Origin of the sequence: Coprobacillus sp. AF33-1AC, assembly GCF_003475785.1 — a bacterium.
Lineage (GTDB): Bacteria > Bacillota_I > Bacilli_A > Erysipelotrichales > Coprobacillaceae > Faecalibacillus.
Genome location: NZ_QRQB01000002.1, coordinates 26,256 through 45,380, shown reverse-complemented (window position 1 = coordinate 45,380; position 19,125 = coordinate 26,256). Strand labels below are relative to the sequence as shown.

The window sequence follows — 19,125 nt, the reverse complement described above, 5'->3', positions numbered from 1 at the left end:
AAAGGAGAATCAACGTGGCAGTATTTTTTGAAAATATTGGTAAATACATTTCAAGATTTAATGATGCTTTTGTCGTTACAATTGAATTATCAATTATCTCTTTAATTCTTGCGACAATTATTGGGATCGTTGTAGGTTTGATTAATACTTCAAAAAGTAAATCAATCATCATGAAAATCTTAAAATTTATCAGTAACATTTATATCGTAATCATTCGTGGAACACCGATGTTAGTTCAAATCTTAATTATTTACTTCGGTATTGCACAGGTCTTAAGACCAACTGGTTTTTCTTGGCTTCGATTAGGGGGAACATTTGGAGCTGGGGTTGTAGCATTATCATTAAATGCCGGTGCTTATATGGCAGAAATCGTTAGAGCGGGGATTGAAGCTGTTGATATTGGACAAATTGAAGCAGCAAGATCGCTTGGTTTACCATATAGTAAAACAATGACAAAAGTTGTCTTACCACAGGCATTAAGAACAATGTTACCATCCATTATTAATCAATTTATTATTTCAATTAAAGATACTTCTTTATTATCAGCAATTGGGCTTGCTGAACTTACAAATGTTGGGAAAACAGTTGCCTCCACATGGACAAGCCAAACAATGTCATTATTTTGTTTGATGGCTCTCTATTATTTAGTGATGTGTACAGTGCTAGCTAAAGTCGCAAAAATTGTAGAAAAGAGGTTGTCATATGGAAGATAATGTAAAAGTATCAGTTCAACATCTTAATAAGAAGTTTGGTCAATTAGAGGTCTTAAAAGATATTTCAGTAGAAATAAAAGAAGGGGAAGTCATTTGTTTAATTGGTCCATCAGGATCAGGAAAATCAACATTTTTAAGATGCTTAAATCGCTTGGAAGAAATCACAGGCGGTAAGGTCATTATTGATGGGCATGACCTTACTGATGAAAAATTAGATATCAATAAAGTAAGAGAAAACATTGGAATGGTATTTCAACATTTTAACTTATTTCCACATATGACAGTGAAAGAAAACATTATGTTAGCACCAGTTCAATTAAAGAAAATGACTAAAGAAGAAGCTGAACAAAAAGCTTTAGCTTTATTAGATAGAGTCGGTTTAAAAGATAAAGCCGAAACTTATCCAAGTCAATTATCAGGTGGTCAAAAACAAAGAGTGGCTATCGCTAGATCACTAGCAATGAATCCTGATATCATGTTGTTTGATGAACCAACAAGTGCCTTAGATCCAGAAATGGTAGGGGAAGTATTAGCCGTTATGAAAGATCTAGCAAGTCAAGGAATGACAATGGTTGTGGTGACTCATGAAATGGGCTTTGCTAGAGAAGTAGGATCTAAAGTCATCTTTATGGATGGGGGATATATTGTAGAACAAGGTGATCCTCATGAAGTGATTAATCATCCAAAACAACAAAGAACGATAGATTTCTTAAATAAAGTATTATAGGTTATCACACAAATGTGTTGATATATATTGAAAGGGGAAGAGAAATATGAAAATGAAAAGATTAGGAGCGTTAATGTTAGCTGGATTAATGGCTATTTCATTAACAGGTTGTGGAAGTAGTTCATCAAGTGGAAGTAGCGAAAAAACATATATCATTGCTACGGATAAAACATATCCTCCATTTGAAATGGAAAATGATCAAGGTAAATTAATAGGGGTAGATATGGATTTAATTCGTGCTATCGCTAAAGATCAAAAATTTAAAATTAAGATTAATTCATTAGGATTTGATGCCGCATGTACTGCCTTAGAAGCAGGGGAAGCAGATGGTGTTATTGCTGGTATGACAATTACTGATGAAAGAAAACAAAAATATGATTTTTCAAAACAATACTATGAAACAGGTGTTTCAATGGGTGTTAAAAAAGACTCGGGTATTAAAAGTTATGATGATTTAAAAGGTAAAACAGTTGTAGCTAAAACAAGTACTGCTGGTTTAGCTTATGCACAAAAGATTAAAGATAAATATGGATTTAACTTAGAAGTTGTTGAAGAATCAACATTCATGTTTGAAAAAGTAAAATCTGGTGAAGCTGTAGCATGTTTTGAAGATACACCAGTATTAAAATATATGATTAAAACAGGTGAATTAGATTTTGATACTCCTTGTGGTAATGAAAATCCTGCTTATTATGGATTTGCAGTATTAAAAGGTGAAAATGCTGATTTATTAAAGAAATTTAATAAAGGTTTAGCTAACTTAAAGAAAAATGGTCAATACGATAAAATCTTAGCTAAATACGAATAATGTAAAAAAGCGGTATCTTGAGATACCGTTTTTTCTTTTACCAATTTTTTCCATATTCGTACCGTATTGTTGATTGAATTGGTTGGTATATTGATGATGGAGGTAAAAATATATGATAAAAAATGCTTTATTAAGTTTAAAGAAGAATATAGGAAGAACGATTCTCTTATTCTTTATCATTGTACTTATTACAAATCTTGTGATTGCTGGACTGTCAATTCAATCAGCGTCTAATAAAGAAATGCAACAGCTACAAAGTCAACTAGGTAATGATGTGACATTAACAGTTAACTTTAAAAATATGATGCAAGATAGACAACCTGGAGAAGCAGTAAATGAACAAAGTAATCAAATAACACTAGAGATGGCAGATAGTGTGAAGAATTTAAAATATGTAAAAAACTATAACTATACCATTTCTACTTCTGCTAATAGTGATAGTGTAAGTGCCATTAAAAGTGAATCTTCTAATAATATGCCAGGACGTAAAGAAGACGAAGGAGATTTAACGATTAGTGCGAATACGACAATGAAATACTTAGATTCTTTTACTAATGAAAGATACAAGTTAACATCAGGTAGATTACTCACTGCAAAGGATAGTAGTAGTCAAAACTGTGTAATTGAAAAGAATCTGGCAAGTGATAATAACTTAAGTGTGGGTGATACTTTTACAGTATATACAACAGTGAATGATCAAAAGATAAGTCAAGAATTAACAGTTATAGGTATTTATGAAATACAATCATCAGACAATATGCAAATAGGAGATGCTCATTTTAATAATCCTGTTAATACCATTTATACCGGTTTATCTGTAGGACAAACCTTATCTAATAGTAGTGAGAATTTAACATCAGCCACTTATTATTTAGATGATCCTAAAAATGCAGATAGTTTTGTTAAATTAGCTAAAAAGAAAACAAGTATTGATTTTAATACTTATTCTTTAGAAACAAATGATCAAATGTATAAACAAAATGCTTCTTCATTAGAAAATATGAAATCTTATGCTCAGTTATTTGTATGGATTATTGTTATTGGAGGAAGTGCTATTTTATGTTTAATTTTAGCTTTAACGATTAGAAATCGTTATTATGAATTTGGTGTTTTATTATCACTTGGACAAACTAAGGTTAAAATTATCTTACAACAATTATTAGAAATATTAGTGATTGCAGTGATAGCCATTGTTATTTCGTTGGGTACTGGTAAAGTAGCAGCCAATTCTATTTATCAAGTCATGGAAAGTAGTCAAACTGTTCAACAAAATGGTGGTCCTCAACATATGGATAATAATAAACAAGATCAACAAAAAGAACTGGATGTATCCATTACATCAGATAATGTCATTGAATTATTTGCGATTACTGGAGCAGTATGTGTTGTTTCAATCATTGTTCCAGCAACCTACATATTAAGACTCTCACCAAGAGAAATACTAACGAGAAAGGAAGGATAGTATGGAATCTTTATTAGAATTCAAAAATGTAAGTTATTCATATCCTGATGGACAAGATGATCATCCTGTTTTAAAAGATACTTCTTATTCATTTGAAAAAGGGAAGGTCTATGCTATAGTGGGATCTAGTGGGAGTGGGAAAACAACAACTCTGGCATTAGCCTCAGGTTTAGATAGTCCTCAAGAAGGAAAAATCTTATATAAACAAGAAGATATAAGTCAAATAGGTTTAACTAAGTATCGTAAAGAAAAAATGACGATCGTATTTCAGTCTTATAATCTTATTTATTATATGAATGCTTTGGATAATGTGATGTTAGCTTTAGATATCGCTCATAAAAAAATAAAAAATAAAAAAGAGTATTGCTTACAAATACTTGATCAATTAGGAATCTCTAAAGATATGGCTTTAAGAGATGTGAGAAAATTATCAGGTGGACAACAACAAAGAGTCGCTATTGCTAGAGCGATTGTCAAGGATACTGATTTGATATTAGCTGATGAACCTACTGGTAATCTAGATGAAGATAATGCATTAGAAGTCATGAAATTATTTATTGAATTAGCACATCAAGAAAATAAATGTGTGATTATTGTTAGTCACTCACTCACATTAGCTTCAATGTGTGATCAACAATTAAAAATAAAAAATGAAAAGCTTATTGATTATTTTCAATAAGCTTAATTTGTTATAGGATTTTTCATTTTTTTCTTTTTCTTACGTTCATACATTAAAGCATCCGCATCATTAATCATTTGGGTTAAATCTAATTGGGAATGATTAACATCAATGACTGAAATACCATAAGAAACAGTTGTTTTAAAAGGTAAATGATGATGATGATTTTCACTTAAGGTGACATCTTCAATTGTCTGTTTAAAGTGATTGATAAATGATGTTCCTGCACATTTAAAGATAACTACAAATTCATCACCACCAATACGACCAATAACACTATTATCTTTAAAAATACGATTAATAATATGTGTTGCTACTTTAATGGCTTCATCACCATATTTATGTCCAAAATTATCATTAATATATTTAAGTCGATCAATATCAGCTAAAAAGAAATAAGCATTTTCTTTTTCGTTTAATGAATTTAAAAGACGATGTGCAGATTCTATAAGACCTCTACGATTTAATAAACCAGTAAGCGTATCAGTAGTAGAGAATTGTTTTAATTTATTTACTGCAGCAGAGAAATGCAAAGAAGAACCTATTTGACTTGAAATATAATCAATCAATTCAGATTGATCTAAAGATAAATCTGAAATAAAGAAACCAATTTGATAGTCGTTAGAATAAATAGCAGAAATTAACTGATAAGGTTTAATATCATTAAATATATTATGAAGATAATAAGCTTGTTGAGAACAAGGTATCACTTGTTGATTTTCTATTTTAAGTTTTAAATATACCTTATCAGGTAGCTCAAATGGTTTATTATGATAGTAAGGAATCATTTCTTGATAAAGATATAACTTCGCATTCTTTACACCAAAATGTTGTAAGTTATTAGCGAGTACATCAAAAATATGATTGTATTTATTCACCAGTGCGCTTTCACGATTTACTTTATTTAAATTAGTAAATTCTTCATGATAATGTAATTCTCTTTTAGAAATAATCATATGATAAGAAGTAATGATTTTTGAATAGATTTTTCGATAAAAGAGATGAACATTTTTTTGATGTGAATGATAACAATCTAAAACAAAAGAAGTTGCACTTAAAAACCTTTCAATATCAATATAATTAAGTAAATCATAAGTAAAAATACCTTCAATTATTTGACTCATATCTCTTTTTGTTGAAGTATCAACTAACTGATCTTCATGAACAGTGAGTAATAAAGTAAATAATTGATTGACATTATCTTTAATTGGCAAATGATAAACTAAACGATTATCAAATACATAATTAGTAATACCACTAGCGACATAATCTACTGGTAAGTGAGATTCTTTACAATCAAGTAAAAAACGATATAAATAATCTTCAGTTTGCGCATTATAACCAACAGATTCTCGAGGAATAAAGAACGTATCAATTGTTTTATGAAAGTGTTTATCTTTTTTTAAAGTGGATAATCCCTCAATCGCTCCCATATAACCTAAATAAGAAGGATCAGTGTGGCATGAAGATAATAAAGGGATACAATGAGCAGCAATAGGTTCATCATCAAAGCCACAAATAAAGATATCTCGACCAATCTTTTTATTTGTCACAGCATTAACCTGTTGATACAAACAAAGTGCCAGTTCATCAGATGCACACATAATCCCATCTATATAGGGATGTAAAATAAGCCAGTTGCGGATAAGTTCATTATGATTTTTCGTATAATCGGATGCATAAAGAATATCATCATCTTGAATAGCCAAAGTGTGGTTTTTTAAAGAGGTTTTAAAGGCTTCAACCCTTTCAATAGAACCATGTGAGTCTTTTTTACCACTGATCATCCCAAGATGAAGACATCCACAATTTTCAATCATATAATCAACAGCTTCTTTGGTTCCGGAAAAATTATTATATGATACAGAACTATATAGTGGTGAAGGTTGATTTAAAATAATAATAGGTACTTCAAATGATTTTAAAAATGCTTTAGCTATATCATTATTTTCTGGACATATTGATGAATAGGGAATTAATAAAAAATCAAGATCCATAACATTAGCGTATTGATAAACAATAGATTTTTGATAATGATCAAGTTCTTGGTTTTCTTTTATCTTTCCACCATTTAAAATGATAAAATCAGCATCCATTTCAAGACAGGCAGCATGGGCTCCACGTGTTATCTCAGATAAATAATGAGAATCTGAGCAAATAAGGAGACCAACACGAGGACGTTTCTTCATTTTAAATCACCTCCGAATACCACTATTATACCACTGATTAAGCGCTTACACAATAAGACTTACACGAGTAAGTCTTATTGAAAAGCAAGTTGATTTTTAGATGTTAAAGAAGGAATTTGAAGACCTATTTTAGCTCTTTGATGATAAGGGATTAGTTGAAATAAAGGACAAAGATACATAAAAGGAGAATAACGTAATTCATGCTTTAAAATAGATAGAACATGTTCTAATTTTAAAGTCGTATCAATTTCTAAAATGAGATCATAATCTAATTGATAACTGTTTTTAATTTTAATACGGGAATCTTGATGATTTTGAATCATCAATGAAAAAACATGATAATTACCAGATGTTAAACAAAGTTTCATTCTCTCACCTCCTCTTTTATTTTTTACAAACTAAAAGAATTTATGCTTATCATGACTCAATTATTTACATAAATTTACAATTTAGTTATAATGTAATAAAAAATTATTAGTGGGGTGGAAATCATGATTTTAAATACAATGTGTAAATTGTTTTTTGCGATTATTATTGGTTTTGTATTAAATAAAAAAGATATTTTAAATACGAAAGTAAATAAAAGTATTTCTTCTTTAATTATTCAAATTGCCAATCCATGTTTAATTGTTGGATCAGTTGCTTCAATGAAAAGTGGAAATAATCATTTAGCGATAGAATTATTAACAGTAGGTTTAGTTATCTATATTGCGATGCCCATTATTAGTTTTATTTTAGTTAAAGTATTACCATTAAAAGCTGATTATCAAAAAACATATATTTGTATGCTTATGTTTTCTAATTGTGGTTTTATGGCTTTGCCTATTTTACAATCAATGTTTGGCAATCAAGCTGTATTCTATAATACATTACTCCATATGCCTTATAATCTTTTATTCTTTACACTGGGAGCTTATTTACTGGCTAAAGATGGTGAAGGAGATTTTAAATTTGAAATTAAACAATTGGTTACCCCAGGTGTCATTTCATCTATTTTAGCGATAGTATTATATTTTACAGCCTATTCATTACCAACCCCTATAAGTGAATCTCTTAACTTTGTTGGTTCACTTGTTACCCCACTATCTATGATTTCTATTGGTGCATCTATTGGTGATTATCCAATACTTGAGGTACTAAAAGATAAAAGTTTATATTTTATTACAGTGTTAAGATTAGTCGCAGCACCCCTATTTGTTTTCTTTCTCGCAAGTTTTTTAACGCAAGATATGATGATTATTAAAATTGCAACTATTTCAATCGGTATGCCAGTAGGTTCAATGGTAGCCATGGGAGCAAATGAATATAATGGTAATGTTCAAGTAGCTTCTTCAGGTGTTGCTCTTTCTACATTATTATCATTGATAACAATTCCTATCATGTTATTTATCTTGGGTGCCTAGACAAAATAAGGGAAAGCCCCTATAATAAGAGTACAATATAAATAAACAGGGGAGCTTGTAGACAGGCTGAGAGTAAGTTGTAAACTTAGACCCATAACCTGATTTGGATAATGCCAACGTAGGAACGATACATAGGACAGAGATTCTTTTCAGGTTCTCTGTTTTTTTATAAATAAAAGGAGAACACAATGAAAGAACAATTAGAAAACGTAAAGAAAAAAAGACCACTTATTCATAACATTACAAATTATGTAACTGTTAATGATGTGGCCAATATGATTTTAGCTGTAGGGGCAAGCCCTATTATGGCTGATGATGAAGGGGAAGTCGAAGAAATTACTTCCATTTGTAATGGTTTAAATATTAATATTGGAACTTTAAATCATAGAACAATTCAATCTATGATCAAGGCAGGAAAAAAAGCAAATGAATTAAATCATCTTGTCTTATTAGACCCAGTAGGAGTAGGAGCCAGTACTTTAAGAACTCAAACTGCACTAAAATTAATCGAAGAAGTTCAATTTTCAGTTATTAGAGGAAATATTTCAGAAATTAAAACACTTGCTTTAAACCAAGGAAATACCCATGGTGTAGATGCGAGTGAAATGGATGCCGTTACTCAAGATAACCTAGAACAAAACGTTGCTTTCGTAAAAGAATATGCTCAAAAAATGAATGCCATTATCGCTGTCACAGGAGCAATTGACTTAGTAAGTGATGGAAAAGAATGTTATGTTATTTATAACGGGGAAAAAGAAATGAGTGCGATTACAGGTACTGGATGTCAATTATCAGGGTTAATGACAGCTTATATTACAGCTAATCCTAAAACACCATTAAAAGCATGTGTCGCAGCAGTATGCCAAATGGGATTAGCAGGTGAAATCGCTAAAACACATCTACAGTCATTTGAAGGAAATGCCACTTATCGTAATCGTATTATTGATGCAGTGAATCATATGGATGGATATATTTTACAAGCAGGAGCTAAATATGAAATTAAATAAGAATGATTTATTATTATATGCGGTAACTGATCGTAGATGGTTAAAAAATCAAACTTTGTATCAACAGGTAGAACAAACCCTTAAAGGGGGAACAACAATGGTACAAATTCGTGAAAAAGATTTAGATCATGAATCTTTTTTACAAGAAGCAAAACAAATTCAAGTATTGTGTAAACAATATCAAGTGCCACTTATTATTAATGATGATGTTCAATTAGCTAAGGAAATTGATGCTGATGGTGTACATATTGGTCAAGATGATTTAGATTTAAAGAAGGCAAGAGATATCTTAGGACCTGATAAGATTATTGGTGTATCGGCTCATGATTTAAATGAAGCTAAGATGGCTTATGATGGGGGAGCAGATTATTTAGGTGTTGGTGCTATTTTTACAACCGCAACTAAAGATGATGCTGATGCGGTTTCTTTAAAAACATTAAAAGAGATTTGTCAACAAATTGATATTCCTGTTGTAGCCATTGGGGGTATTAATGAACACAATATTTTATCATTAACCGGTAGTGGTATTGATGGTGTCGCTATTGTCAGTGCTATTTTTGCGAGTGATGATATTCAAGGTAGTAGTGAAATTTTAAAACAAAAAACACAAAGAATTGTTCATCCCCAAATTCATAGTGCTTTAACAATAGCTGGAAGTGATAGTAGTGGTGGTGCAGGCATTCAAGCAGACTTAAAAACCATGTTAGCACATCATGTTTATGGTATGAGTGCGATTACGGCTTTAACTGCTCAAAATACAGCAGGAGTAGCCGGTATTTTAGATGTGACACCTGATTTTCTTGCTTTACAGTTAGATAGTATTTTTCAAGATATCTATCCTGAAGCAGTAAAAATAGGTATGGTGTCCAAAGGATCACTCATTAAGGTTATTGCTGATAAATTACACCAATATCCCGTTTATAATATTGTGATTGATCCCGTCATGGTAGCAACCAGTGGGGCAAAATTACTTAATGATGATGCAATTAACGTACTTAAAGATTACTTATTTTCTTTAGCAACAGTTCTCACTCCTAATATTCCCGAAGCAATGATTTTGTCTGATATAGAAATTAAAAATGAAGAAGATATGAAAAAAGCAGCTCAAATTATGAGTGAAAAATATCAATGTGCCATTTTAGTTAAAGGTGGACATCAAATTAATGACGCTAATGATTTATTATACGACGGTCATCACTTTACATGGTTTAAAGGGAAAAAAATTGATAACCAAAATACCCATGGGACAGGATGTACTTTATCAAGTGCCATTGCTTCTAACTTAGCCAAAGGTGATAACTTACATGATGCAATCAAAAAAGCTAAAGATTATATTTCTGGATGTTTACAAGAAAATTTAGATTTGGGTAGTGGTCAAGGACCTATGGACCATGGATATAAATTAAAATAAACAAGATATTTTTATCTTGTTTTTTTAATTTAGAAAATATAAAGAGATAAAAAAACATTATGATATACTTTTTTTGAGGTGAAAGTATGAAACAAAAAGTATTATTTTTTGATATTGATGGAACATTAATATGGTCGCAAGCAGGAATTATGGACATTCCTCAAGGAGTAAAAGAACAATTATTGAAACTTAAAGCACAAGGACATAAATTATTTATCTGTAGTGGCAGACCTAAAGCTATGTTAGAAGATAAATGGTGTGATGGAACATTTGATGGTTATATTCTTACTAATGGTGCATATGTAGAAATTGATGGACAATCAATCTATGAAAATAGAATGGATTATGATTTATCTATGCAAACAGTAAAGATGTTAGAAGAGTTAAAATGTGATTATATGATTGCAACAGCCAATCATCTTTATATTGATCCTCGTCATCAAGAACTTTATCAATTTTTTGTTAATTTAAGACATAATGATGATTTATTTACAACAAAGTTTAATCGTGATGAAGTGTTAAAAAAAGCATTGAAAATAGAAGCAAATGTAACAAATCAAGATAAAGACAAAATAGAAGAATATATCAAAAAACATTTTGGATATGTGATTAACTATGATGAACATGGTAGTGATAATGCATTTGAGTTTTATTCACCTACTATTTCCAAAGCAACAGGAATTCAAAAAGTATTAGATTATTATCATCTAGATCAAGAAGCGACTTATGCCTTTGGTGATGGCGAAAATGATTTAGAAATGGTTGAATATTGTCATGTAGGAGTTGCAATGGGCAATGCCTGTTCTCTATTAAAAGAAAAAGCCAACATTATTTGTAAATCTATTAGAGAAAATGGTTTAGAAGAGATATTAAAAATATTGTTTTGTGAATAATACATATGTCAAGACTGTTATTTAAAAATCTAATTGGTATAATGATATTCATGAGGTGAATTTTTTATGGAATGTGCATTATATTTTAAGGACATGGATAATAAAGATCATAATAATTATCCAAAGAAAGTCTATCGAGTAGAAGAATCAAAAATGTTTATTGAAATACTCGATGAAAATCATATTCAAGGATGTTCTAAATACTTTAGCAGTATTCGTGCAAGAGATAATTATATTAACGATAGAAAAGAACATATCTTGAGAATTAATGATAATGAAGTGAAAAACATTCAAAACTATTGGCAAAACACAAGCAAATAAAAAAGCATCGTCAGATGCTTTTTTATTTTTTATAAGAAACAACACGACGATAGCCGGTATTAAAGTCAACTTCGTTTTCTAATACCTCACTATTTTTTAAATGATGAAGATTACGCATAACTAATTGACAATATGCATTTCTCACACTATCCCAAACAAAGCCACCCGAACTATGAGGGGTAATCATGACTCTGTCTATGTTCCATAATGGCGAAGAACAATCTAATGGTTCATTTTCAACAACGTCAAGTCCTACGCCATAAAGATGCCCTTCATTTAAAATTTGAACTAAATCATCACTAACGATTGCACTTCCTCTACCTACATTAATAATAATAGCATCAGGTTTCATTTTAGATAATTTTTTATAATCAAATAAATGAATTGTTTGTTTATTTTGAGGTAAAGCAAGAATAACAAAGTCACATTGTGGCAAGAGTTCATCTAATTGATCTAATGTATAAATATCATCTACATAAGGAAGATGATCTTGTTTTCTTCTTTTTACAGCAGATATATGACAATCAAATGCCTTTAATCTTCTTGCTGTTTCATAACCAATATCACCATAACCTACAATACAAACATGACTGTGATAGATTTCTTTTCCTTGTTTTAACGGATGCCATTGTTGTTTTGTCATTTGCAAAGAATAGAATTTAAAGTTTTTACATAATGCAATCATCATGCCGATAATATGTTCACTTATGGCTTTACCATAACTTCCACTTGCATTTGCTAACTGGGTGTTTTTGTGAAGGATACCTTCTTTAATATAAGCATCACTTCCAGCACTATTTAAAAAGATAGCTTGAAGATGTTCTTGATTTAATTGGAGTGATAAAGAAGGATTACCGATAATCACATCTGCGTTATCAATATCTTTTTGTGTAGGCTTTTTATTGATGATAAAGGTATCATCAATAAAAGCATTTTGAATTTCTTTTATTTCTTGATCTTGTAAAGGTGCACATACTAATATTTTCATCATGATACCTCCGTTGTTATTATACATAAAAAAAGCCCAAGTTGGGCTTAATCGGACATAATATTTTTGATACAACCTGTTATTGTTAAATAATGTTGATAAAGTTGTTCTAAATATTGTTTTCCTTCTGGAGTGATTTTATAGTAAACACGTGTTTGTCTTTTGTTAATAAGACGGCGTTCACTTGTAATGTAACCTTGATCTGTTAATTTATAAAGAATTGGATACATTGTTCCTTCTGCAATATTAATATGACCATCAGATTGTTTTTTTAAAGTTTGTACAATTTGATATCCATAACATTCTTCTCCAGAGTCGATAATTTTTAATAAAACCATTTCTATTCTAAAAAAATTCTTTGCAGTACGTGTCATATTATCTCCTTTTTTATTCTATAGATTAATATTATTACTATCGTCATAATTGTCAAGTTTTTTGCATTTTTTGGTAATAAAAAATAATAATTTACTAGAAAATATAATAAAATCTTTACATTTTTGACACATTTTTACCAAAATTTGGCAGTAAAATAGAATTAGAAATAAATAAGGGGTGATATCATGAAAAAATATGTTTTATCAATGATAACAATGATAGGGGTTATCTTGACATCAGTTCAATCATGTTTCGCATTAACAAATCAAGCAGTCAATGAAAGTAGTCATCCGCCATATTGGCTTATTATTTTAATTATTGGAACATTTATATGGATGGTTATTCTTTACTGTATGGAAAATCATCACAATTAAAAAAGCAGGGGAACCTGCTTTTTTAATGTGTTTGTGGATACATTGCAAAACTATTGGCGATAAATAAGAATAACAAACCAGTATGTAACCAAAAGATAGTATAATCTAAAGTACCATGTAATAAAATGACAACAATACAACTGATAACAAGGGCAAAGTAGCTACGATTAAGATTTTGTTTAACAACGATAAATAATCTTTTGAAGTTATCAATAACATAAGGCACTAACAAACCAATTCCTACAATACCAAATGATAAGATAGGATCTAAATAAACACTATGAGCATGTTGAGTAGCATGACCACCATATTGTTTAAAAATCATCATATAAGTCATTGGACCTTGTCCAAATAAAGGATGCGCTTTTATTCCTTGAATAGCTGCTTTCCAAATCTTTATACGTACTGCATAGTTAGAAAGAAGATATTCTATACGAGGAAACTTATCTGGATGAATGAAGAAAAAGGCAACAATGGCTAAAAAGCCAATCCCTATTAAAGTACATAATTTATAATTTTTATTAATAATCAAAAAGATAATCATCGCACCGGCAATCGCAATTAAAGCAGTACGGCATCCTGTCATATAAAGCATAAAGACATTAAGTAAACCTACACATACATAATAAATAGATTTTTTAATATTGTGCTTTGTTGTAAAAAATTTATAGGTAATCATCATGATTAAAAATTCAATCATCATAGCATAGTAGTTAGCGTTAAAGAAAACGCTGTTTAACCTATTTTCTCTTCGTGAAAAGATTTTTAAAGTAAAGTGTGAATAACCTAAACGATGTAAAATAACAGTTTGTTCATACAACCCATAAATAGCCCAAAAAATAGATAAAAAAATCAATAAGTCTACAATAAGTTCAAATAATTCAGGTGTAATATGTTCACGGTAATAAAGCATTAACATTATGAAAATAGCGATAGCGACAACGCAACCTACACCAATCAAGTTTTTAGATATCACAGAAACAATCAAAGATAACCCTAAAAATAAATACAAATATTTAATTTTAGGAGTATTTTTAAAAGCGTCTATTCCTTTTTTTGTGTACAATAAGTATAATGCTTCTATGACATAGATAGGTCCACTAATATAGAAGGGAAATGTCAAAACAAAGCAAGAAAACAAAACCAATAGTTGATCTTGATTAAATTTATCTTTTAAAATTTGTAAATATTTCATATTTTACCTCCATGGTAAGATAACTATAACATAAAAAGGAGTTATTATGAAAAAGTATCTATATATTTTTAATTATCCCCCAGAAGATCATGATTTATGTGCTTTAGAGTTTAAGTATCTCTTTCACGAAGAATATCAAGGACAGTATTATTTAACAAATCAAGATATTTGTCAGGATGATAGTGTCTTTATTAAGGCGAAGATTGATATTTTTGCGATGAGTGAAAATTTTGATGAACTATTAAAAGAAGTCAAAGCATTGAATTATGAATACCCTGATTTTAAAGTGATTTACGTGAAAAATAAAATGAATCATGTCGAATATCGTGATAGTTTGAAAAAATGTAAAGATTTATCATGGATGATTGAAGGAACGGTTAAACTCAATCAGCCTTTACATACTATTGCTTTAACTTATTTAAATAATATGTGGATATGTGGTTATTATCATCATGGTATCCCGACATGGAAAAAACATGACGATAAACCGTGGACTTTTTCTAATTCTTTAGATATTCGTCTAGCAAGAACATTAGTAAATATTGCAAGTGGAGGAAATAAAGATTTAACTATCATCGATCCCTGTTGCGGGATGGGTACAGTCGTATTAGAAGGATTAGCTTTGGGATTGAATATAGAAGGCTATGATATTTCCAGGGAAATATCATGGCATGCTAGAAAGAATCTAGAGTATTATGGCTATGATGGACAACTGATTCAAAGAAAAGATATTCATGACCATACCAAGGTTTATGATGTGGCTATTATGGATATCCCTTATAACCTCTATACACCTATCACTTATGAAGAACAATGTTCTATGATTCAAGCTTCTAGAAAAATCTGCAAGAAAATGGTCATGGTCACTTTTGAGGATATGACTAAAGAAATAGAACAAGCTGGATATAAAATTATTGATTGTTGTCTTAGAAAAAAGACGGAGTATGTTAAATTTGGACGATATATTTATGTTTGTAACTAAAAAAAGAAATTCATTATAGGATTTCAATTTTGTACAATCAATTTGTACATTATAGTGAAAAATATTTTTATTATTTGCGGAAGATGATAAAATGATATATTAAGAGGTGCTTATAAATGTATATATTAGATAAAGTTGGGTTAAGTATAGAAATATTGGATTCCTTATCATATAAAACTGGATTGTCAGTAAGCATGAAAAGAACTTTGCGACATTTTGATAAAAATGAAGTATTAAATGATATAAGAAATGCGCGACAATGGTATAATATGCAAGATATATTATATAGGTTACCCGTTGATTTAAGAATTAAAAGTATTGGATCAGCGGCTATGAAGTTTGACAGATATCCTACAGCAATTTTTTCTCGTGTCTTTAATGATATTCTGGGGTTTAGATCAATTTGTTCAAACTATGAGGAAGTTTTATCACTTAAAACTGAAGAAAAGATAAGAATTGTTGATATGTCTAAGGGAAAAAACAATGACGATGGATATCGAGGTGTTCATGTATATTATCAAAAAGATAATTTCCACTATCCAATAGAAATACAGTTTAATACATATTATGATAGACAGTTTAATGATTGGATGCATGATAAATTTTATAAAAGAGGTTATGATAATCAAATTGGTATAATCTTGCGTAAACTATATGAGGGTGGTAAAATAAAATCAGTTAAAGAGTTTGAGGAGGTGTTAGCAAATGTGCTATTTAATTGCAAAAAAATTTAAAAAATCCGGGTGTATTGCATTACAAACTGAACCAGGAGAAAAAATGGCAAAATTCGCTGATGCTTTACAGGAAAAACTTGGATACGATACACAAATTATAACTATTAGTAGACCAATGGCATATGGTGAATACGAGCCATATCATTTTGTTGATAGTTATGATGAGTTTAGTAAACAGGCGAGTTTGTTATAAAAATTAAAGTGAAAATTATTTGGAATCTTTTTATATAGGATTCCTTTTTAATAAATGCTGGATATAAAATTATTGATTGTTGTCTTAGAAAAAAGACGGAGTATGTTAAATTTGGACGATATATTTATGTTTGTAACTAAAAAAAGAAATTCGTTTACAGAATTTCTTTTTTGATGTTTTCTATATCCTGACGATCAATAATCATATCTAAAACTAAATCATACTCATTTGATGTGAGTTCTTGTAAAAAGTCATCATTATATCCAGAATAAAATTTATGAAAATATTTCAAAACTAATTCCTTTTGTTTTTCCTTCATTGCAAGACCTCTTTCTAAGGCTTTAGACCATTCTTCAAATTCAATCATTTCTTCATCTGATAATAAGATATCTTCTCGATTATAACGCTTAAATTTTCTTTCCATAATCTTAATCACCTCTTTTTCTATCCTCATTATATCATCTGATAATCCGTTTTTAAATATGTATAAAAGTAATTCTAATTCCGTTAAGTTTTCAATTCCTTTTGTTTCACTTATCACATTAATATAAGGGAGTTGAACATAGACACGATGAATTAAATTATATCTTTCTTGATGATTTTCATCATTTTTAGAAGTATACCAGTCATATAACTTAGGATGACGTGAATCCATATCATCAATGAGAATCATTTGAAAAATCGGATTCATTGTATCAATATAACTTTGCCCCTGTTTAATTTGATTGGCTAATAATTTAGCACCATAACCTTGAAAACGATAATAATGATATTGATTAAACATCGAATTTTGCATTTCGATATTAATGATTTGACCTTTATCATCAACAATTGTAAGATCAAGTTTCATGTTTTTATCTTTGTTGTTTTGGGGATAAAGTTCAGGATTCATGACTTGAATATGATGAGGATGAATGTGTAAAATACCTTCAATCAAAAGACGAAGCAAATATAAACAGTCAGGATCTTGATCATCATGTAACAGATATTTAAAGAATAGATCATTTTTAAAATCGATACCTGGTTTCAATAATAAAACACCTCCACTATTTATATATAAAAAATATAAGAGAATTTCTTTTTTTAACTTACAAGAAAAATATTTTTTTGTTATAATGTCGAGGAAAATCGTGTTAACCGATTAGATGTAAGTCCAGCAATCAAGCGCGCAATCTATTGTGAAATATTCACAAGGTTGGGCGTTTTTGTTATAGAGGAGGACTTATATGGAAAGTACAAATAAAATGGCAGATGAGCCTGTAAAAAAACTATTATTATCAATGGGAATACCTATTATTTTTTCGATGCTGTTACAAGCACTTTATAATATTGTAGATAGTGCTTTTGTATCTAATATGAAGGGTTGTGGTGAAGTAGCCTTAAATGCATTAACACTTGCTTTTCCAGTGCAAATGCTTATGGTAGCGATAGGGATAGGAACGGGAGTAGGCGTGAATGCACTGATTGCTCAATGTTTAGGACAAAATGATCGTCAAAGAGCGAGTCATAGTGCTGGCAATGCACTCTTTTTAGGTTTTATTATCTATTTTGTTTTTTTTGATATTTGGTTTATTTGGAACGGATTTTTATGTCAGAAGCCAAAGTCATAATCCCCAAATTGTCACAATGGCAAGTCAGTATTTAAAAATATGTTGTATTGCTTCATTTGGTATCGTGTTCTATTCTTTGTATGAAAAAATAATTCAAGCTACTGGACGGTCTATGTATACGACAATTGCGCAAGTAAGTGGGGCAGTGTTAAATATGATTTTAGATCCAGTTTTGATATATGGCTTATGTGGATTACCAGCTTTAGGAGTAAACGGTGCAGCTATAGCAACAGTTCTAGGTCAAATATGTTCTTTTGCTTTAGATTTTTATTTTCATTATCAATATGATCATGAAATCAGCAATGATTTAGGATACCTAAAACCCAATATACGAATCATTAAACAAATTTACGCTATTGGTTTTCCGGCTATTATTGCTCAAGCATTGATGTCAATTATGACTTATGCTTTAAATGTTATTTTTGGTATGGTTGATGAAAGAATTGTAACGGCATATGGGCTTTATTATAAAATACAACAATTTGTTTTATTTGCTGCATTTGGTTTGAGAGATGCCATTACGCCTATTGTGTCATTTAATTATGGTTTACAAAATAACAATCGAATTAAAGATGGTATTCGATATGGTTTGATTTATACCTTGATTATTATGCTCATTGGTTTTGGTACACTAGAATTAAGTGCCCATGTATTTACTACAATATTTGGTTTATCTGGTCAAACTGCATCATTGTGTGAAAGTGCCATGAAAATCATATCAGTAAGTTTTATGTTTGCTGGCGCTAATATTGCTATGCAGGGATGTTTTCAAGCGTTAGAAAATGGTCTTTCATCATTGATTATTTCATTACTACGTCAATTTGTACTTGTTATACCGGTGGCTTACATACTGGCTAAACTTGTCATGGTATATAATATGCCATATTGGATATTATGGTTTACTTTTATCTTTGCAGAAGGAGTATCGACTTTAGTATCAATAATTCTATTAAAGAAGACAATGAATCATATATTTTAAAGATGATTCAATTTTAATAAAAGGAAGATTCGCTATTTATGGTAAAGACGCATCATGGTTAAATTGTTATGATGAAGGCAAT

At 29.9% G+C, this 19,125-nt stretch carries 22 protein-coding genes, 1 pseudogene and 1 riboswitch; of the genes and pseudogenes, 17 read left to right on the top strand and 6 right to left on the bottom strand.

Annotated elements, in window-relative coordinates; genetic code table 11:
- Window positions 1-14 precede the first annotated feature (14 nt).
- The 5 genes from DWZ53_RS01450 (at window position 15) to DWZ53_RS01430 (ending at window position 4,389) form a co-directional block, all read left to right on the top strand.
- Window positions 15-713 (top strand): amino acid ABC transporter permease, encoded by a 699-nt coding sequence (locus tag DWZ53_RS01450; RefSeq protein WP_199589015.1) that lies wholly within the window; start codon window positions 15-17, stop codon window positions 711-713.
- Window positions 703-1,440 (top strand): amino acid ABC transporter ATP-binding protein, encoded by a 738-nt coding sequence (locus DWZ53_RS01445; protein ID WP_118431284.1) that lies wholly within the window; start codon window positions 703-705, stop codon window positions 1,438-1,440. Before DWZ53_RS01450 ends, DWZ53_RS01445 begins: the two co-directional genes overlap by 11 nt.
- Before the next feature lie 46 nt (window positions 1,441-1,486).
- Entirely contained in the window at window positions 1,487-2,248 is a 762-nt protein-coding gene (locus DWZ53_RS01440) for a transporter substrate-binding domain-containing protein (RefSeq protein ID WP_118431282.1), read from the top strand.
- Window positions 2,249-2,360: 112 nt separating this feature from the next.
- Window positions 2,361-3,710 carry an ABC transporter permease gene (locus DWZ53_RS01435; protein WP_118431280.1) on the top strand — a complete coding sequence of 450 codons (1,350 nt, stop codon included), beginning with the start codon at window positions 2,361-2,363 and terminating at the stop codon, window positions 3,708-3,710.
- Window position 3,711: 1 nt separating this feature from the next.
- Window positions 3,712-4,389, top strand: coding sequence for an ABC transporter ATP-binding protein (locus tag DWZ53_RS01430; protein WP_118431278.1), 678 nt, complete (start codon window positions 3,712-3,714; stop codon window positions 4,387-4,389).
- 2 nt (window positions 4,390-4,391) lie between these two features.
- Here the strand turns inward: DWZ53_RS01430 and DWZ53_RS01425 are convergent, their stop codons facing one another.
- Both DWZ53_RS01425 and DWZ53_RS01420 read right to left on the bottom strand, forming a co-directional pair.
- Window positions 4,392-6,578, bottom strand: a complete 2,187-nt coding sequence (locus DWZ53_RS01425) for a GGDEF domain-containing protein (RefSeq protein WP_118431276.1) — start codon at window positions 6,576-6,578, stop codon at window positions 4,392-4,394.
- Between the two features lie 74 nt (window positions 6,579-6,652).
- Entirely contained in the window at window positions 6,653-6,946 is a 294-nt protein-coding gene (locus DWZ53_RS01420) for a hypothetical protein (RefSeq protein WP_118431274.1), read from the bottom strand.
- A gap of 123 nt (window positions 6,947-7,069) precedes the next feature.
- On the opposite strand from DWZ53_RS01420, the gene DWZ53_RS01415 reads away from it, so the two are divergent.
- From DWZ53_RS01415 to DWZ53_RS01395, 6 genes and pseudogenes are all read left to right on the top strand, one after another.
- On the top strand, window positions 7,070-7,981 hold the full coding sequence (locus DWZ53_RS01415; protein WP_118431272.1) for an AEC family transporter: 912 nt from the start codon (window positions 7,070-7,072) through the stop codon (window positions 7,979-7,981).
- Between the two features lie 37 nt (window positions 7,982-8,018).
- A riboswitch (TPP riboswitch) is annotated at window positions 8,019-8,124 on the top strand.
- A 45-nt stretch (window positions 8,125-8,169) separates the two neighbouring features.
- Window positions 8,170-8,988 (top strand): hydroxyethylthiazole kinase, encoded by an 819-nt coding sequence (thiM, locus tag DWZ53_RS01410; RefSeq protein ID WP_118431270.1) that lies wholly within the window; start codon window positions 8,170-8,172, stop codon window positions 8,986-8,988.
- Window positions 8,945-9,556: pseudogene (thiE, locus tag DWZ53_RS11265) on the top strand (thiamine phosphate synthase); the annotation flags it as partial. The gene thiM and the pseudogene thiE, both read left to right, overlap by 44 nt.
- A gap of 60 nt (window positions 9,557-9,616) precedes the next feature.
- Window positions 9,617-10,399: a bifunctional hydroxymethylpyrimidine kinase/phosphomethylpyrimidine kinase gene (gene thiD, locus DWZ53_RS11260; RefSeq protein WP_233541809.1), complete on the top strand. Its 783-nt coding sequence runs from the start codon at window positions 9,617-9,619 to the stop codon at window positions 10,397-10,399.
- A gap of 86 nt (window positions 10,400-10,485) precedes the next feature.
- Window positions 10,486-11,292 (top strand): HAD family hydrolase, encoded by an 807-nt coding sequence (locus DWZ53_RS01400; protein ID WP_118431266.1) that lies wholly within the window; start codon window positions 10,486-10,488, stop codon window positions 11,290-11,292.
- 66 nt (window positions 11,293-11,358) lie between these two features.
- Window positions 11,359-11,613: a hypothetical protein gene (locus DWZ53_RS01395; protein ID WP_118431264.1), complete on the top strand. Its 255-nt coding sequence runs from the start codon at window positions 11,359-11,361 to the stop codon at window positions 11,611-11,613.
- 22 nt (window positions 11,614-11,635) lie between these two features.
- Here DWZ53_RS01395 and DWZ53_RS01390 read toward each other — a convergent pair whose 3' ends face one another.
- Both DWZ53_RS01390 and DWZ53_RS01385 read right to left on the bottom strand, forming a co-directional pair.
- Window positions 11,636-12,601 (bottom strand): D-2-hydroxyacid dehydrogenase, encoded by a 966-nt coding sequence (locus DWZ53_RS01390; protein ID WP_118431262.1) that lies wholly within the window; start codon window positions 12,599-12,601, stop codon window positions 11,636-11,638.
- A gap of 47 nt (window positions 12,602-12,648) precedes the next feature.
- Entirely contained in the window at window positions 12,649-12,975 is a 327-nt protein-coding gene (locus DWZ53_RS01385) for a PadR family transcriptional regulator (protein ID WP_118431260.1), read from the bottom strand.
- Between the two features lie 186 nt (window positions 12,976-13,161).
- Here DWZ53_RS01385 and DWZ53_RS01380 point away from each other — a divergent pair, with 186 nt between their 5' ends.
- Window positions 13,162-13,350: a hypothetical protein gene (locus tag DWZ53_RS01380; protein ID WP_118431259.1), complete on the top strand. Its 189-nt coding sequence runs from the start codon at window positions 13,162-13,164 to the stop codon at window positions 13,348-13,350.
- A 22-nt stretch (window positions 13,351-13,372) separates the two neighbouring features.
- On the opposite strand, the gene DWZ53_RS01375 is transcribed toward DWZ53_RS01380, so the two are convergent.
- Window positions 13,373-14,545, bottom strand: a complete 1,173-nt coding sequence (locus DWZ53_RS01375; protein WP_118431257.1) for an O-antigen ligase — start codon at window positions 14,543-14,545, stop codon at window positions 13,373-13,375.
- Window positions 14,546-14,591: 46 nt separating this feature from the next.
- Between DWZ53_RS01375 and DWZ53_RS01370 the strand changes: the two genes are divergently transcribed.
- The 3 genes from DWZ53_RS01370 (at window position 14,592) to DWZ53_RS01360 (ending at window position 16,454) form a co-directional block, all read left to right on the top strand.
- Window positions 14,592-15,527 (top strand): TRM11 family methyltransferase, encoded by a 936-nt coding sequence (locus DWZ53_RS01370; protein ID WP_118431255.1) that lies wholly within the window; start codon window positions 14,592-14,594, stop codon window positions 15,525-15,527.
- Between the two features lie 116 nt (window positions 15,528-15,643).
- The gene (locus DWZ53_RS01365) at window positions 15,644-16,261 is read left to right on the top strand and encodes a hypothetical protein (protein ID WP_118431253.1); all 618 of its coding nucleotides are present in this window, start codon (window positions 15,644-15,646) and stop codon (window positions 16,259-16,261) included.
- Entirely contained in the window at window positions 16,233-16,454 is a 222-nt protein-coding gene (locus tag DWZ53_RS01360) for a DUF6718 family protein (protein WP_118431252.1), read from the top strand. The genes DWZ53_RS01365 and DWZ53_RS01360 overlap by 29 nt, the downstream gene beginning before the upstream one ends.
- A 154-nt stretch (window positions 16,455-16,608) precedes the next feature.
- On the opposite strand, the gene DWZ53_RS01355 is transcribed toward DWZ53_RS01360, so the two are convergent.
- Window positions 16,609-17,484 (bottom strand): PD-(D/E)XK nuclease family transposase, encoded by an 876-nt coding sequence (locus tag DWZ53_RS01355; RefSeq protein WP_158568146.1) that lies wholly within the window; start codon window positions 17,482-17,484, stop codon window positions 16,609-16,611.
- 196 nt (window positions 17,485-17,680) lie between these two features.
- Between DWZ53_RS01355 and DWZ53_RS11255 the strand changes: the two genes are divergently transcribed.
- Both DWZ53_RS11255 and DWZ53_RS01350 read left to right on the top strand, forming a co-directional pair.
- On the top strand, window positions 17,681-18,064 hold the full coding sequence (locus DWZ53_RS11255; RefSeq protein WP_233541803.1) for an MATE family efflux transporter: 384 nt from the start codon (window positions 17,681-17,683) through the stop codon (window positions 18,062-18,064).
- The gene (locus DWZ53_RS01350; RefSeq protein ID WP_233541802.1) at window positions 18,003-19,043 is read left to right on the top strand and encodes an MATE family efflux transporter; all 1,041 of its coding nucleotides are present in this window, start codon (window positions 18,003-18,005) and stop codon (window positions 19,041-19,043) included. The genes DWZ53_RS11255 and DWZ53_RS01350 overlap by 62 nt, the downstream gene beginning before the upstream one ends.
- Window positions 19,044-19,125: the final 82 nt, after the last annotated feature.

Bases quoted from the DNA above. Each gene is read 5' to 3' on its own strand.
- DWZ53_RS01365 (WP_118431253.1), top strand. From the start codon at position 15,644: ATGTATATATTAGATAAAGTTGGGTTAAGTATAGAAATATTGGATTCC.
- DWZ53_RS11255 (WP_233541803.1), top strand. From the start codon at position 17,681: ATGGAAAGTACAAATAAAATGGCAGATGAGCCTGTAAAAAAACTATTA.
- thiM (WP_118431270.1), top strand. From the start codon at position 8,170: ATGAAAGAACAATTAGAAAACGTAAAGAAAAAAAGACCACTTATTCAT.
- DWZ53_RS01435 (WP_118431280.1), top strand. From the start codon at position 2,361: ATGATAAAAAATGCTTTATTAAGTTTAAAGAAGAATATAGGAAGAACG.
- DWZ53_RS01390 (WP_118431262.1), bottom strand. From the start codon at position 12,601: ATGAAAATATTAGTATGTGCACCTTTACAAGATCAAGAAATAAAAGAA.
- DWZ53_RS01415 (WP_118431272.1), top strand. From the start codon at position 7,070: ATGATTTTAAATACAATGTGTAAATTGTTTTTTGCGATTATTATTGGT.
- DWZ53_RS01420 (WP_118431274.1), bottom strand. From the start codon at position 6,946: ATGAAACTTTGTTTAACATCTGGTAATTATCATGTTTTTTCATTGATG.
- DWZ53_RS01360 (WP_118431252.1), top strand. From the start codon at position 16,233: ATGTGCTATTTAATTGCAAAAAAATTTAAAAAATCCGGGTGTATTGCA.
- DWZ53_RS01375 (WP_118431257.1), bottom strand. From the start codon at position 14,545: ATGAAATATTTACAAATTTTAAAAGATAAATTTAATCAAGATCAACTA.
- DWZ53_RS01395 (WP_118431264.1), top strand. From the start codon at position 11,359: ATGGAATGTGCATTATATTTTAAGGACATGGATAATAAAGATCATAAT.
- DWZ53_RS01440 (WP_118431282.1), top strand. From the start codon at position 1,487: ATGAAAATGAAAAGATTAGGAGCGTTAATGTTAGCTGGATTAATGGCT.
- DWZ53_RS01425 (WP_118431276.1), bottom strand. From the start codon at position 6,578: ATGAAGAAACGTCCTCGTGTTGGTCTCCTTATTTGCTCAGATTCTCAT.
- DWZ53_RS01400 (WP_118431266.1), top strand. From the start codon at position 10,486: ATGAAACAAAAAGTATTATTTTTTGATATTGATGGAACATTAATATGG.
- DWZ53_RS01445 (WP_118431284.1), top strand. From the start codon at position 703: ATGGAAGATAATGTAAAAGTATCAGTTCAACATCTTAATAAGAAGTTT.
- DWZ53_RS01385 (WP_118431260.1), bottom strand. From the start codon at position 12,975: ATGACACGTACTGCAAAGAATTTTTTTAGAATAGAAATGGTTTTATTA.
- DWZ53_RS01430 (WP_118431278.1), top strand. From the start codon at position 3,712: ATGGAATCTTTATTAGAATTCAAAAATGTAAGTTATTCATATCCTGAT.
- DWZ53_RS01380 (WP_118431259.1), top strand. From the start codon at position 13,162: ATGAAAAAATATGTTTTATCAATGATAACAATGATAGGGGTTATCTTG.
- DWZ53_RS01370 (WP_118431255.1), top strand. From the start codon at position 14,592: ATGAAAAAGTATCTATATATTTTTAATTATCCCCCAGAAGATCATGAT.